The 13,941-nt window shown below is 72.6% G+C and carries 13 protein-coding genes; 3 read left to right on the top strand and 10 right to left on the bottom strand.

The annotated features are described in order from the left end of the window. Nucleotides 1–36: 36 nt before the first annotated feature. The 7 genes from ACFVS9_RS06685 to ACFVS9_RS06655 form a co-directional block, all read right to left on the bottom strand. Nucleotides 37–1,293 carry an MFS transporter gene (locus ACFVS9_RS06685; RefSeq protein WP_389930603.1) on the bottom strand — a complete coding sequence of 419 codons (1,257 nt, stop codon included), beginning with the start codon at nt 1,291–1,293 and terminating at the stop codon, nt 37–39. Then, complete coding sequence (locus ACFVS9_RS06680) at nt 1,290–3,002, bottom strand: ABC transporter permease subunit (protein WP_389930600.1); 1,713 nt, start codon at nt 3,000–3,002, stop codon at nt 1,290–1,292. Before ACFVS9_RS06680 ends, ACFVS9_RS06685 begins: the two co-directional genes overlap by 4 nt. Nucleotides 3,003–3,006: 4 nt before the next feature. Next, the gene (locus ACFVS9_RS06675; protein WP_389930597.1) at nt 3,007–4,527 is read right to left on the bottom strand and encodes an ABC transporter substrate-binding protein; all 1,521 of its coding nucleotides are present in this window, start codon (nt 4,525–4,527) and stop codon (nt 3,007–3,009) included. A 27-nt stretch (nt 4,528–4,554) separates the two neighbouring features. Further along, entirely contained in the window at nt 4,555–5,166 is a 612-nt protein-coding gene (locus ACFVS9_RS06670; protein WP_389930594.1) for a GNAT family N-acetyltransferase, read from the bottom strand. 143 nt (nt 5,167–5,309) lie between these two features. After that, nucleotides 5,310–5,828 (bottom strand): 2-C-methyl-D-erythritol 2,4-cyclodiphosphate synthase, encoded by a 519-nt coding sequence (gene ispF, locus ACFVS9_RS06665; RefSeq protein ID WP_383116357.1) that lies wholly within the window; start codon nt 5,826–5,828, stop codon nt 5,310–5,312. After that, complete coding sequence (ispD, locus tag ACFVS9_RS06660; RefSeq protein WP_389930590.1) at nt 5,818–6,582, bottom strand: 2-C-methyl-D-erythritol 4-phosphate cytidylyltransferase; 765 nt, start codon at nt 6,580–6,582, stop codon at nt 5,818–5,820. Before ispD ends, ispF begins: the two co-directional genes overlap by 11 nt. Before the next feature lie 322 nt (nt 6,583–6,904). Beyond that, nucleotides 6,905–7,387 carry a CarD family transcriptional regulator gene (locus tag ACFVS9_RS06655; RefSeq protein ID WP_006380568.1) on the bottom strand — a complete coding sequence of 161 codons (483 nt, stop codon included), beginning with the start codon at nt 7,385–7,387 and terminating at the stop codon, nt 6,905–6,907. Between the two features lie 664 nt (nt 7,388–8,051). Here ACFVS9_RS06655 and ACFVS9_RS06650 point away from each other — a divergent pair. Beyond that, complete coding sequence (locus ACFVS9_RS06650; protein ID WP_389930587.1) at nt 8,052–8,678, top strand: DUF461 domain-containing protein; 627 nt, start codon at nt 8,052–8,054, stop codon at nt 8,676–8,678. A gap of 57 nt (nt 8,679–8,735) precedes the next feature. Here the strand turns inward: ACFVS9_RS06650 and ACFVS9_RS06645 are convergent, their stop codons facing one another. Together ACFVS9_RS06645 and ACFVS9_RS06640 are read right to left on the bottom strand one after the other, a co-directional pair. After that, entirely contained in the window at nt 8,736–9,416 is a 681-nt protein-coding gene (locus ACFVS9_RS06645) for a response regulator (RefSeq protein ID WP_383116354.1), read from the bottom strand. Further along, the gene (locus ACFVS9_RS06640; RefSeq protein ID WP_383116353.1) at nt 9,413–10,678 is read right to left on the bottom strand and encodes a sensor histidine kinase; all 1,266 of its coding nucleotides are present in this window, start codon (nt 10,676–10,678) and stop codon (nt 9,413–9,415) included. Before ACFVS9_RS06640 ends, ACFVS9_RS06645 begins: the two co-directional genes overlap by 4 nt. A gap of 198 nt (nt 10,679–10,876) precedes the next feature. On the opposite strand from ACFVS9_RS06640, the gene phoU reads away from it, so the two are divergent. Both phoU and ACFVS9_RS06630 read left to right on the top strand, forming a co-directional pair. Then, entirely contained in the window at nt 10,877–11,554 is a 678-nt protein-coding gene (gene phoU / locus ACFVS9_RS06635; protein WP_014154896.1) for a phosphate signaling complex protein PhoU, read from the top strand. Between the two features lie 539 nt (nt 11,555–12,093). Continuing rightward, the gene (locus ACFVS9_RS06630) at nt 12,094–12,234 is read left to right on the top strand and encodes a hypothetical protein (protein ID WP_329231296.1); all 141 of its coding nucleotides are present in this window, start codon (nt 12,094–12,096) and stop codon (nt 12,232–12,234) included. 112 nt (nt 12,235–12,346) lie between these two features. Here the strand turns inward: ACFVS9_RS06630 and ACFVS9_RS06625 are convergent, their stop codons facing one another. After that, a complete protein-coding gene (locus ACFVS9_RS06625; protein WP_389930582.1) occupies nt 12,347–13,831 on the bottom strand; it encodes an MDR family MFS transporter in 1,485 nt (494 codons plus the stop codon). Nucleotides 13,832–13,941: the final 110 nt, after the last annotated feature.

The raw sequence follows: 13,941 nt of genomic DNA, 5'->3' as shown, positions 1-13,941 counted from the left end.
CAGTGCCCAGGGCCCCCTGTGGAAAACGTGTCACAACTAATCGGTGACGGTGCCGGCGGGCTCCGGCGGGCGCCGCCCCCGGTCCAGCGTCAGGGCGAGTGCCGCACCCGCCAGGGGGACGGCGGCGAGCGCCGTCCACAGGACGGGCCCGGGGGCGCCGAGGAGCGTTCCGGTGGCGGCGCTGCCCACGAGGACGGCGAGGCCGGACACGGAGGAGAGGGCTCCCGTCGCGAGGCCGAGCCGGTGGTCGTCGACCAGGTCGGGCACGAGCCCCCGGGCGGCGGGCACCAGCAGCATCTGGCCGAGCGTGAGGAGGACGACGAGCGTGGCCCCGGGGAGCAGTCCGGCGGGCCCTCCCGGCGCGAGGGGCACGGCGGCGAATCCGGCGGCGACGACGACGAGCCCCGCGACGAGGGCGGTACGCGGCGGGACACGACGGGCGGACCAGCGGGTCAGGGGCAGCTGGGCGACGACGACGAGCAGTGAGGAGAGCGCGAACAGCCCGCCGAGCGCGCTCTGGGAGCCGGTGGCCCGCTCCACCTCGGTCGGCAGGGCGAGGTAGAGCTGGTTGTAGGAGACGAGGTAGCTGCTGTGGACGAGGCAGAGCACGAGGAACGGCCGGTTGGCGAAGACCTCGCGGGGAAGGACGGCACCGGTGCGGGCGGTCCTGACGCGGCGCGGCCGGCGCGGCATGAGGCGGGCGTGTCCGGCGAGCACGCCGACGAAGACCACGGCGCCGGCCAGGCACGCCGTCCGGAATCCGCCGCCCAGGAGCAGCAGGAGGCTGCCGAGCAGGGGCCCGAGGAACGCCCCGGCCTGGCCGGCGGCGGAGAACACGGCCAGCACCTGGGCCCGGGGCGTCCCGGTCTCCCTCTCGTGGGCGACGGCGGCCCGGGCGGTCTCGGACTCGACGGCGGGCGAGAACAGGGCGGCGGCGAAGCCGATGAGGAGGACGGCGCCGATGACGGTGGCGGTGGTGGCGGCCTGGGCGAGCCAGCAGAAGCCGGCGATGCGCAGGACGCAGCCGGTGAGGACGACCGGCCGGGGGCCGTAGCGGTCGGTGAGGGCGCCGCCCACGACGAAGAGTCCCTGCTGGCTGAAGGTGCGCAGCCCGAGGACGAGTCCGACGAGCCACCCGGCCATGCCGAGCCCGTCGCCCAGGTGCGTGGCGAGGTAGGGCAGGACGGCGTAGAAGCCGGTGTTGAAGGCGAACTGGGTGGCGGTCAGGAGCCGGAGGTAGGGCTTGAGTTCCGGGGTGGCGCCGGAGCGGCTTCCCGTGGTGGCGGTCGTCATCCGCGCCGCCGGCCGCGTACGGCCGCCGAGGTCAGCACCGCGAGCGCGCCGAGGGCGGCGAGGGCGGCGGCGGGGGCGAGGACGGCCCAGGGGGCGCGTTCGGCGTAGGGCATGTTCTCCGCGAGCATGCGCCCCCACTCCGGCGCGGGGGCCGGGGTGCCGAGGCCCAGGAAGCCGAGGGAGGCGAGTGCCAGGGCGACGGCAGGGACGCGCAGGACGGCGTGGCGTACGACCGGGGGGACGACCCCCGGGATGACGTGGCGGCGCAGCCGGTGCCAGGGGCTCGCGCCGAGGGCGACGGCCACACCGACGTGCGGGGCGGCGCGTTCCTGGGCGTACAGCGCGGAGGTGTGGGCGGCGAGCGGGGCCCAGGCGACCGCCGCGACCGCCGCGGCCGCGCCCCAGGGGCCGGGGCCCGTGATCCCCGCGACGACGAGGCCGGCCAGGACCGCGGGCAGCGCGTTGGCCGTCTCGGTGAGGGCCCCGGCGCGGAGGACCCCGGCGAGCAGTCCCAGGAGCAGCGTGACGGCGCCGACGGCCACCGCGGTGAGGACGGTCCGGGCCGCCCCGTGGCCGAGGCGGGCGAGGACGTCGCGGCCCAGGGAGTCGGTGCCCAGCGGGTGGGCGCCGGAGGGTGCGGCGAGGCGTGCGGCGGCGTCGGCGTACAGGGGGTCGCGCAGCAGTCCCGTGAGGAGGACGGCGGCGAGGAGGGCTCCCAGGACGGCCGCACCGGCGGCCACGGTGCGACGGGCCGGCAGGGGCGGCGCGACGAGCGGGGGGAGGGCGCCGTCGGTCCGTGCGGGACCGAGCAGGGCCCCGGAGGCGAGCCGGGACGCGAGGCCGGCGGCGGTGCCGAGGAGCAGCAGGAGCAGGACGCAGGCCTGGAGGACGGGCAGGTCCTGGGCCAGCGCGGCGGCCAGGGCCGTCCCGCCGAGGCCGGGGATGGCGTAGAGCGTCTCGACGGCGACCGCGCCGCCGGTGAGCCCGACGACGACGAGGCCGAGCTGGGGCAGCAGTGCGGGCAGGGTGCGGCGCAGGGCGTGGGCCGCGATCCGGCGGCCCGGTATCCCGTGGGCGGTGGCGGCGCGCGCCCAGGGTTCGGCGAACGCGCCGGGCAGCGCGTCGTCCAGGAGCCGTCCGAGCAGCGCGCCCGCGGGTACGCCCATGGCGAGCGCGGGCAGCACGAGCTGCTCGGGGCCGCCCCAGCCGAGGGCGGGGAACCAGCCCAGCTGTACGGCCAGGACGGTGGCCAGTACGGCGGCGAGGAGGAATTCGGGCAGCGCGGCGAGCACGGCGGCGCCGACACCCGCCCGGGTGGTCACGAGCCGGCGGCGCGCGCCCCCGCGCAGTGTTCCCGCGGCGAGGACGAGCGCCAGGACGACGGCGACGGCGAGCGAGACGCCCATGAGGGTCAGGGAGACGCCGAGGGCCGAGGTGACGTCGGGGCCGACGGGCTGTCCGGAGACCCAGGACTCCCCCAGGTCACCGCGGAGCAGTCCGGACGCCCAGGCGCCGAGGACGTGCGACGGGCCGCCGTCGAGTCCGGTCTCCGCGCGGATCGCGTCGAGCACGGCGGGCGTGGGCGGACGGTCGGCGTAACGGGCGTGCAGGATCGTCAGCGCGGGATCGGTGCGGGTCAGCCGGGGCAGCAGGCCGATGACGGCGACGACGGCCAGGAGCGCGCCGAGCCGTCCGGCCAGGTACTTCACGCGGTCACCCGGCGCGGGTGTCGGCGGTGATGAGGGTGCGTTCCAGCGGGTCGAGGGAGACGCCTTCGACGCGGGCGTCGTCGTAGCCCTGGACGAAGCGCTCGTGGACGAGGGGTACGAGCGCGTCGGAGCCCAGGACGGCTGCCTCGGCGGCCATCGCCGCGCTGTGGCGGGCGTCGGTGCCACTGAGCGAGGCGGCGTCGTCCACGGCGCTGTCGACCGTCCTGTCGCACAGCTGGGAGATGTTGAAGCTGCCGTCGCAGGTGAAGTCGGAGGCGAGGTAGGAGACGGGGTCGGCGGTGTCCAGCAGGGTGTTGCGGGCCTGGATGAACGCGTCGTACGTCCCGGCGAGCGCGTCGGCCTCCATCTGCGCGTAGTCGCGGACGACCTGCCTGACGGTGAAGCCGCGCTTCTCCAGCTGCTGCTGGACGAGGGTCGCGACCTCGGGGAGCTCGGGCCGGTTGGTGTAGGTGGCGAGGACGATCTCCTTCGTCCTGGCCACCTCCTCACGGCTCGCCGCGGGGGTCCGGCCGGTGGGTGCGGTGCGCTTGCCGGCGGCCCAGGGGACGCCGGGGCCCAGGAGCCCCTTCGCGGTGTCCGCCCGGCCCTCGTACACCCCGTCGACCAGGGCCTCGGAGTCGATGGCCTCGCGGGCGGCGGCGCGCAGGGCGGGGTCGGTGAAGACGCCGCGCCGGGTGTTGAGGGAGAGGCCGTTGGTCCGCGCGGAGGGGAACTCGTGGACGTAGGAGTCGCCGAGCAGGGACGCCTGGGCGATCGGTACGTACTCCGCGACGTCGACGGCCTTCGTCCGCAGGGCGTTGGCGCGCGCCGTGCCGTCCGCGGCGAAGGTGACGTCGACGCCCGGGGCCTTCGCCTTGCCGCCCCAGTAGGTGTCGTTGCGTTCCAGGGTCGCCGAGACGGCCCCTTTGACGCCGGTCAGGGTGAAGGGACCTGTGGCGTGCCCGGCGGGGTCTGTCCTGCCCTTCGCGTAGGCGTCCGGGGACAGGATCGTGAGGGACGGGTTGGCGAGCCTCTGCGGGAGCAGCGGGTCCGCGCTCTTCGTGACGATCCGTACGGTCTTCCCGCCCGGCACGGCCGTCGCCGTCAGGGGGGTGTCGGAGAGCACCCGGGGCAGCGGGGAGGCCTTGCCCGCCGCGGTGAGGGAGCGCACGACCGCGTCCGCGTCGACCTTCGCGCCGTCCTGGAAGACGGCGTCACGGAGGGTGAACGTCCAGGTGGTGGGGTTGTCCTGCTTCCACGACGCGGCGAGGGCGGGCCGCGCCGCACCGTTCGCGTCCAGGGTGGTGAGTCCCTCGATGACGGCGAGGCGGCTGAGGGTGACCGCGTCGTCGCCGTACGGCGACATGGCCTGGGCGGGCGGGAAGGCCATCACGACCCGGAGCCGCTGCGCGTCACCGGACGCTCCGGAGCCGTCCGACGCGGTACAGGCGGTGAGCGGGAGCAGCAGCGCGGCGGTGGCGGCGACGGCCGGCAGCGGGAGGCGTCGGCTTCGGGACGTAGGCATGACGGGCACCCTATATGGAAACGATTATCATCTGATGTCCGAGGTGGTCAGCCCTCGGGGAACCGGCATCGGCAGCTCGAAGTGGACGATGCCCTGGCCTCCGCCCGGCAGCTCCCGTTCGTCGCAGACCTCCTGGGCGAGCGACCGCCAGAACGGCTCGGCGCCCGGAACGGCGGGATCGGTGTGCAGGTAGAGCGAGGTGTAGCCGTCCGCCCGCGCGGCGAAGTCCCCCAGCTCCCCCACCAGCCGGCGCGCCAGCCCGTGCCTGCGGTGTCCGGGGCGTACGTAGATCCGGCAGAGCTGGGCCGTCGAGCCGGAGGGGAAGCGGTCGGCGACCCACTGGGGGTTGGGCGGCGCCTGGGGCCCCCGGTCCCGCACCGCGCCCGTCGCCACGACCTCGTCACCGCGCACGACGACCAGCAGCGTGCAGCGCGCGGGGCGCAGGTAGGCGCCCTCCAGGTCGATGATGTCGGCGTGCCAGCGGGGTACGTAGCCCGAGCGCAGGTCGTGGTAGACGGTGTCCAGCATGACCGCCCGCGCACCACCGACGTCCTGCGCGGTGGCGGTCCGCAGGACGTAGCCGTCCGTGCCGGCCGGCGCGTCCTGCACCCTCGTCGCCCCGGCGGTCGCGCTCACCACTGACGTTCACCCTCGCTCTCGGCCGTACCGCACATGACTGCCGCACCAGCGTACGTGCAACCGATGTGCAATAAGGCGGCGGGGCCCGACGGCGGTCCGCGCCGGGGCGCCCGCGCGGGGCACGGTCCCGGCGCGGCCGCGCGTCAGCCGTCGGCGCGGTAGACCAGGGCGGTCGCGATACCGGCGATGCCCTCGCCCCGGCCGGTGAACCCGAGGCCGTCGGAGGTGGCCGCGGAGAGCGAGACGGGGGCGCCGACCGCGTCGGACAGCACCTTCTGGGCCTCCTCCCGCCGCTTGCCGATCTTCGGCCGGAGACCGACGACCTGCACGGCGACGTTGCCGATCCCGAAGCCCTCGGCGCGCACGATCCGGGCGGCCTCGGTGAGCAGGGTGACACCGGACGCGCCGGACCATTCGGGGCGGCCGGTGCCGAAGTGCTGCCCGAGGTCGCCCAGCCCCGCGGCGGAGAAGAGGGCGTTGCAGGCGGCGTGCGCCACCACGTCCGCGTCGGAGTGCCCGGCGAGCCCGGGGCCCTCCCCCTCCCACAGCAGCCCGGCGCACCAGAGCTCGCGGCCCTCCTCGAAGGCGTGGATGTCGGTCCCGATCCCGACCAGCGGAATCACGGGAGCCGGCTGCTTCTGCTTCGCTGCCTCAGAATCCATCGTTCGCCCTCCGGCGTGCGAGAACGGCCTCCGCCAGGACCAGGTCCAGGGGGCGGGTCACCTTGAACGCTTCCTCGTGCCCGGGTACAACAACGACCGGCAGGCCCAGCCGTTCGACCATGCCCGCGTCGTCGGTCGCGCCCTCACCGTCGACGTCCACGCCCGCGTGCGCCCGGACCAGCGTGTCCCGGTCGAAGCCCTGGGGCGTCTGAACGGCCCGCAGCCGCGCCCGCACGGGGGTGGAGAGGACCGGCTCCGGCGCACCCGCCCCGGCGGGCTCGACCTCCTTGACGGTGTCGGCGAGCGGGAGCCCCGGGACGACGGCCGGAGCCCCGTCCCGTACGGCTTCGATGACGGCGTCCACGGTGTCGACCGGCACGAGGGGCCGGGCCGCGTCGTGGACCAGGACGACGGAGACGTCGTCCGGCAGCGCGTCGAGGCCGAGCCCCACGGACTCCTGGCGCGTCGCACCGCCGGGGACGACGACGTAGTCGGTGCGCTCGGGCAGGGCGTGCCCGTCGATGAGGTTCTTCACCTCGGGCGCGCCGTCCGGGGGCGCGACCACGACGACGAGGGTGACGGCGCGGGACGCCGCCATGGCCCGTACGGCGTGGATCAGCATCGGCGTACCGCCGAGGGCGCGCAGCGCCTTCGGGGTACCGGGTCCGAGCCTGACGCCGCGGCCCGCTGCGGGGATCACCGCCGCGGTCCGGGAGGGGCTCGGTTCAGCAGGCGTCGGTGACATCGATGACATCGGTTGCACTCCGAAGCTTCGGCAGGTTTGTTTCCACGGCCGACATGGGTAGGGGCACCGCAACGAGCCGGGCGCGACACCTCGACTCGACCGGGACCCCTTCCGTGACCCCTGGTCGGTCGAGCCGTAGCAGGGCTCGGTGGAGATGACAGAGGGGACGCGAGCGCGCCGGACGCCTTTCCGGGCGGACCCTTTTCGGATCCGAACATGCCGCAGCGCCCGACGACTTACCGTAAAAACGGCTGGTCAGCGGGCACCGCGACAGATTTCTTACGACCGGATTCGGTTCGCCGGCGTCATCCGGTCACCGGGGTCGTCCGGTTCAGGACGCGAGGACCTCGTCGAGGAGCGCCTCGGCCTTGTCCTCGTTCGTGTTCTCCGCGAGAGCGAGCTCGCTCACCAGGATCTGGCGAGCCTTGGCGAGCATGCGCTTCTCACCTGCGGAGAGTCCACGCTCGCGCTCACGACGCCACAGGTCACGCACCACTTCGGCGACCTTGATGACATCGCCGGAGGCGAGCTTCTCGAGATTTGCCTTGTAGCGTCGGGACCAGTTCGTCGGCTCTTCGGCGTACGGCGCGCGCAGCACCTCGAAGACCCGGTCCAGCCCTTCCTGCCCGACTACGTCGCGCACACCGACGAACTCCGCGTTGTCCGCCGGCACACGAACCGTCAAGTCGCCCTGGGCGACCTTGAGCACCAAGTAGGTCTTGTCCACGCCTTTGATCTGGCGAGTTTCGATAGCCTCGATCAGCGCGGCCCCGTGATGGGGATAGACCACGGTGTCGCCAACCTTGAACGTCATGTGACAGGTACCCCTTCCGTGGCTATCCAGAGTAACACGAGAACGGCTTCTCCTGAATGGCGTTTTCGCAGGTCAGGGCATATCTCGGGGCTTGACAACTGCGACACGAACGTGCTGCGGGAGCCTTCCGGAAGGCGATATTCGCAGGTCGGAGCGGGCGCGCGGCCGCCCGGAAACACGTCCGTCACAGATGCCGGAAGCCCTCCAGAAGGGGCCGAACGTCCCGTTTTGCCGGATTCCGGATGATGAACTTTCCGTACTCCGTTCGGACCTCGATCAGTCGTACGACCCTTAGCGTCCGTGACCAATAAAATTGATCAACGGCGTGGGGCCGGGTGGATTATGCGGGGGAAATAGGCCGCGGTCCGGAAATCGATCATCCGGCGCCGGACGCACTGCTCACCGGCGTTTTGTGAACGCCGTGCGAATCCTCGGGACCGGGCGCACCACCGCCACCGGGCACGGAGATGTCCGCACCGCGGCGCGGGGTCCGGGTCCACAGGTCGGGCGGGCCCTAGGGGCGGGTCGGGTGCGGGCCCTGGAGGGCGGCTCGGTAACCTGAGCCCGCTGACACACACTTAGGGCGGCTTTACGGCCGCTCGGGCCTTCCTGTCCGCAGAGTCCGAAGTCCGCAGTCCGACACGTTCAAGGAGTTGCCGCCGCCGTGAGCCGCAGCCTTCGACACGGCGCCCTCGCCGCCACTGCCCTCGTGATCTCGATCGCCGCCCTGTCCGCGTGCAGTGCCGGCAATGACGCGCAGACGCTTCAGGTCAGGCCGGACAACGCGGCCACGGCTGTCGACAACATCAAGATCCAGAACCTGAACATCATCACGCAGCCCGAGGCGGACGCCGAAGGCCCGGCGGTCATCGCCGCGACCCTCTTCAACAACGGCACGAAGCAGGAGGTCGTGGAGAAGATCGCGCTTCCCGGCACCGGTGCCTCGGTGAAGCTGCAGGCAGCCAAGGGCAAGGGGCCGCTCGTGGTCCCGGCCGGCGGACAGGTCGTCATCGGCGGGAAGGACAACGCCTCGGCCGTGATCGAGAACGGCCGCGAGGCCGGGGCCGACGGCAACGTGCAGACCGTCGCCTTCACGTTCAGCGAGACGGGCGAGATCGCCCTGGGCGCCGCGATCGTCCCGGCGACCACCTTCTTCAAGGACTTCGGCCCGAGCGCGCTGCCGTCCACGAAGCCCACGGCCACGCCGTCCGCGTCCTCCTCCGGCACGCCGGGCGAGGAGTCCCAGAGCCCCTCGGACGGGTCGACGGACGAAGCCGCCACCGGTCACTGACCGCACGCGTGGGGGTGCCTCCGGCGGAGACACCCCCAGGCAGCCGTGGTGGCCGGTCTACGGCTCGAACTTGTAGCCCAGGCCGCGCACCGTCACCAGGTAGCGCGGCGCTCCGGGATCCGGCTCGATCTTGGCGCGGAGCCGCTTGACGTGGACGTCGAGGGTCTTGGTGTCGCCGACGTAGTCCGCGCCCCAGACCCGGTCGATCAGCTGCATGCGGGTCAGCACGCGGCCCGCGTTGCGCAGGAGCATCTCGAGCAGGTCGAACTCCTTCAGCGGGAGGTCGACCTTGCCGCCGGCCACCGTGACGACGTGGCGGTCCACGTCCATCCGCACCGGCCCTGCCTCCAGGGCGGCCGGAGTGACCTCCTCCGGCTCACCGCGGCGGCGCAGGACGGCCCGGATACGGGCCACCAGCTCCCGCGAGGAGAAGGGCTTGGTCACGTAGTCGTCGGCTCCTATTTCCAGGCCCACGACCTTGTCGATCTCGCTGTCCTTGGCGGTGACCATGATCACCGGGACGTTGGACCGGACACGCAGCTGCCGGCAGACCTCCGTACCGGGCAGGCCCGGCAGCATCAGGTCGAGCAGCACGAGGTCGGCGCCGTTGCGCTCGAACTCGTCGAGGCCGTCGGGGCCGGTGGCCGCGATGGCCACCTCGAAGCCTTCCTTGCGGAGCATGTAGGACAGGGCGTCGCTGAAGGATTCCTCATCCTCGACGACAAGCACTCGGGTCACGGAAGAGCCTCCGGGGCGGGAAATGGTTCAAAATCGGTCTCGTACGGCCCGTCGCCGTCAACAGCGTCGTTGACGACCAGGGGTCCGCCGGTGGTACGACCCCGTACGACGCCCGACTCGGGCAGTCGCAGGGTGAACGTGGAGCCCTGTCCCTCGGAGCTCCATACGGTGACCTCCCCGCCGTGCGAGGCGGCCACGTGCTTGACGATGGCGAGGCCGAGACCGGTGCCACCGGTGGCCCGTGAGCGGGCCGGGTCGACGCGGTAGAACCGCTCGAAGACACGCTCGCGGTCCTTCTCCGAGATGCCGAAACCCTGGTCGGTCACGGCTATCTCGATCAGGTCCCCGCCGGGTGCGGCCATCTTCCGCGCGGCGATGCCGACACGGGTGCGGGCGGGGCTGTAGTTGACGGCGTTCTCCACGAGATTGCCGAGTGCGGCCGCGAGCTGGCTGCGGTTCCCCCAGACGAAGAGGTCCGCCGTACCGCCCGAGGCCATGGTGATCTGCTTCGAACCGGCCTGCTGACGGCACCGGTCGATGGCCTCGACGACCAGCTCCTCCACCCGTACGGGCTCGGCGTCCTCCAGGGGGTCGTCGTTCTGCACCCGGGAGAGGTCGATGAGCTCCTGCACGAGGTTGGTGAGCCGGGTCGCCTCGATCTGCATGCGGCCGGCGAACCGCTCGACCGCCTCCGGGTCGTCCGAGGCGTCCATGACGGCCTCGGAGAGCAGGGAGAGCGCGCCGACCGGGGTCTTGAGCTCGTGGCTGACGTTGGCGACGAAGTCACGCCGCACCGCTTCTATGCGGCGGGCCTCCGTGAGGTCCTCGACCAGCAGCAGGACCAGGCGTGAGCCCAGCGGGGCCACCCGGGCCGAGACGGCGAGCGCCTCACCCCGGCCCGTGCCCCGGCGCGGCAGGTCCAGCTCGACCTGCCGTATCTCACCGTCCCGCCGGGTGTCCCTGGCCATGTGGAGCATCGGCTCCACGGCCAGCCGCCCGCCCCTGACCAGGCCCAGCGCGTACGCGGCCGAGCTGGCCTTGACCACGCTGTCGCTCTCGTCGAGCACGACGGCGGACGAGCTGAGCACGGAGAGGACGGTGTCCACCCCCGGGGGCAGCGCCGCGTTGCCGTCGGGCCGCAGGGACGTACGCGTGGGGCGCTTCTGCTCGCGTTCGCTCCAGCGGAACGCCAGCATGGCGATCACACCGGTACACACACCGGCGATCGCAGCAGCTGCGGCGACCGCCGCGTTCACGTCCATGCTTCAAGGTTATGCGGGCGCGCCGACACTCTCCCAGCCATCCGGGTGCCATCTCGAACACTCGTCGCCCAGAGTTCACCGAGGGGATAGTGCCGGTTCACTTAGGCGGCCGGAACCCGACGCGTTGCCCCCTCACCGTGGCAGCGTGGGGGTCTGCTCAGAGACCCCGGCCCAGCAAGGACCTGGAGAGGGACTTCCATGCGCGACGCTTATCACGAGGAACTCGATTCGATCGGCGAAGGACTGGTCGAGATGGCCCGGCTCGTCGGCTCGGCGATCGGACGGGCCACGACATCCATGCTGGACGCCGATCTCAAGCTCGCGGAGAGCGTGATCGCCGCGGACCAGAAGGTCGACGACCTGCAGCACGACCTGGAGGCCCGCGCCATCGCGCTGCTGGCCCGCCAGCAGCCGGTCGCCACCGATCTGCGGATCGTGGTCACCTCGCTGCGGATGAGCGCCGACCTCGAGCGCTCGGGCGACCTCGCCCAGCACGTCGCCAAGCTGGCACGGCTGCGCTTCCCCGAGTCGGCGGTACCGCACGACCTGCACGCCACCATCCTGGAGATGGGACAGCTCGCCCAGCGGCTGATGGCGAAGGCCGCCGAGGTGATCATCACGAAGGACGTCGACCTGGCGCTCCAGCTGGAGCAGGACGACGACGAGATGGACCTGCTGCACCGCACGCTGTTCCAGCACCTGATGGACGACCGCTGGAAGCACGGCATCGAGACCGCCGTCGACGTCACCCTGCTCGGCCGCTACTACGAGCGCTTCGCCGACCACGCCGTGTCGGTCGCCAAGCGCGTCGTCTACCTGGTCACGGGTGAGCACGCGGACGAGATCCAGGCGGCGGCGCCGGTGGAGGGGGCGTAGGGGGCTGCCGCCGAGCGGGGGGACGCCGGCCCGAGGGGGGCGCAACGGGCCGGGGGACCTCGTCGGGATCGGCCGGAGCGGTACTGGGGGCGGGGGCCCTGGGGGCGGCCGGGAGGAGTGGCGGGGTGCTGGCTCTCCTGGGGGGGCGCTGGGCGGTGCTGCGGGCCTGGAGCCCTGGGGGTGCCGGGCTTATGGGGGCCGGGGGCCCTGGGGCGTGCCGGGGGGGGCCGGGTGCAGGGGAGGTACTGGAGCAGTACGGGCAGGGCCTCCGGGCCGATCAGTTCGGGCAGCTCTCCAGGCCGCCCCCTTCGCCCCGGGGACGGTAGGGGCGCGGGTTCAGGGGGCGTAGGGGGGCGCGGTTCGCTCAGGTGCCGCACATCTGTTCCAGCGCTTGTGCGCCGTTGATGCGCCCTCGGGGCTGGGCATGCAATGGGTGCGGGGGCGGCACGCCATGCCGTACCTCGTCGTACGTGCGTGCGGCGGACTCCTGTGCGTGTGTCGCGGAGCCGTACCCCTGTCGTATGTCCTGAGGAGGGACCATGGCCGATTCCCCGGTGACCGAACCCCAGCAGGAGACCCCGACCGAAGTGGTGCATCTGACCGTGCTGGGGGCCTGCGGCTGCGGCTCGGGCTGCGGGTGCGGCTGCCAGTCCGGCGCACCGTGCCAGTGCGGCGGGTGAGTCCCGGGCCGGGTCCGGTGGGTGAGTAGCCGCGGTGCGCCGGCCCACCTCGCGCTCACTCTCCCGGGTTGACCCTCGGACTGACCCTCCGACTGCCCACTCGGGCGTTCCCTCAGACCGTGGGCTCCACGGTGGCCCGCTCGGAGGACGAGGCGGGTGTCGCGGTGGCGGCCGACGCCGCCGGTGCGACCAGCGCTCCGGGTACGGCAGGTGCTGCGAGTACTGGAGGTGCGGCCGGTGCGGCCGGTGCACCGACGGGTGCAACGGGTACGACGGGTGAAACGACCGGGGCAGCAGGTGTGGCAGGCGTCACGGGCACGGTCGGCGTCACGGACGTAGTAGGCGTCACAGGGGCGACAGGAGGTGCCGCCGCGGCGACGACCGGTTCCGGGAGGCTGAGGTTCCGCATCAGCAGCCAGTAGCCGAACGCGGTCACCGTGCCCAGCACCGCGCAGGTCCCCCACAGCCAGGCGGCCCCGTAGTGGTCGATCACGAAGCCGGACATCAGCGGGGCGACGAGGGCCGCCACCGACCAGGACATCGTGTACATGCCCTGGTAGCGCCCCCGGCCGTGGGCCGGGGACAGCTGCACGACGATGCCCGTCTGCGTGGGCGCGTTGACGATCTCGGCGAGCGTCCAGACGCACACCGTGAGCGCGTACACCCCGACCGATCCGGCGAAGGCGGTCAGCCCGAAGCCGTAACCCGCGATCAGGGAGGAGAGGATCAGCAGCCGGCGCGGATCGCGGTGCTGGATGAACCGGGTGACGGGGATCTGCAGGACCACGATCAGTACGCCGTTGACGGCGATGGCCGTACCGAAGTCGGAGCTGGACAGCCCGTCCGCGCCCATGGCCACCGGCAGGCCCACGTAACCCTGCTGGAAGATCAGCGCGACCAGGAACGACAGCCCGACGACGCCCATGTACCGCCCGTCACGCAGGACGGTGGTCAGCTTCACGTCGTCCGGCGCGCGGACCCCGGCGGTCAGGGGGGCGGTCTCGGGCCGGGACTCCGGCACCTTGAGGAAGACGACGACGGCACAGAGCAGCGTCAGGGCCGCCTCACCCAGGAAGCCCGCGAGATAGCTGTACTCGGCGATGAACCCCGCCCCGGCCGACGAGACGGCGAACCCCAGGTTGATGGCCCAGTAGTTGAGCGAGAAGGCCCGCACCCGGTCCTCGGGCCGGACGATGTCGGCCATCATCGCCTGCACGGCGGGCCGGGACGCGTTGCTGGCCATGCCGACGACGAAGGCGACGCCCGCGATCGCCACCGGGTGGACCATGAAGCCGAGCACCGCCACGGACACGGCCGTCGAAAGCTGCGCCATCAGCATGGTCGGGCGGCGCCCCAGCCGGTCCGTCATCACCCCGGCGCCGAGCGACGACACCACTCCGCCGAGCCCGTGGAGGGAGGCGACGAGACCGGCGTACGAGGCCGAGTAGCCCCGGTCCAGGGTCAGATAGAGCGCCATGAACGTGGCGACGAACGCCCCGAGACGGTTGACCAGCGTGCTGGTCCACAGCCACCAGAACTCCCTGGGGAGGCCGGCGACCGTCTCGTGTGCCGCCTTTCTGAGACCGGCGACGGACATAGGACTTCCCCCTCGGGCGTACACGGGACCGATGCGGGCCATGTAAGAGGCCCTGGGACTGTCCGAACGTTACGAAGACCGAATCCCCGGCCGCCACTCAATTGACGCCG

The organism is Streptomyces sp. NPDC058008 (assembly GCF_042886395.1).
GTDB lineage: Bacteria > Actinomycetota > Actinomycetes > Streptomycetales > Streptomycetaceae > Streptomyces.
This window is presented reverse-complemented; position numbering and strand designations above follow the sequence as displayed.

Bases quoted from the DNA above. Each gene is read 5' to 3' on its own strand.
- ACFVS9_RS06630 (WP_329231296.1), top strand. From the start codon at position 12,094: ATGGCCGATTCCCCGGTGACCGAACCCCAGCAGGAGACCCCGACCGAA.
- ACFVS9_RS06675 (WP_389930597.1), bottom strand. From the start codon at position 4,527: ATGCCTACGTCCCGAAGCCGACGCCTCCCGCTGCCGGCCGTCGCCGCC.
- phoU (WP_014154896.1), top strand. From the start codon at position 10,877: ATGCGCGACGCTTATCACGAGGAACTCGATTCGATCGGCGAAGGACTG.
- ACFVS9_RS06685 (WP_389930603.1), bottom strand. From the start codon at position 1,293: ATGACGACCGCCACCACGGGAAGCCGCTCCGGCGCCACCCCGGAACTC.
- ACFVS9_RS06640 (WP_383116353.1), bottom strand. From the start codon at position 10,678: ATGGACGTGAACGCGGCGGTCGCCGCAGCTGCTGCGATCGCCGGTGTG.
- ACFVS9_RS06625 (WP_389930582.1), bottom strand. From the start codon at position 13,831: ATGTCCGTCGCCGGTCTCAGAAAGGCGGCACACGAGACGGTCGCCGGC.
- ACFVS9_RS06655 (WP_006380568.1), bottom strand. From the start codon at position 7,387: ATGACGTTCAAGGTTGGCGACACCGTGGTCTATCCCCATCACGGGGCC.
- ispD (WP_389930590.1), bottom strand. From the start codon at position 6,582: ATGTCATCGATGTCACCGACGCCTGCTGAACCGAGCCCCTCCCGGACC.
- ispF (WP_383116357.1), bottom strand. From the start codon at position 5,828: ATGGATTCTGAGGCAGCGAAGCAGAAGCAGCCGGCTCCCGTGATTCCG.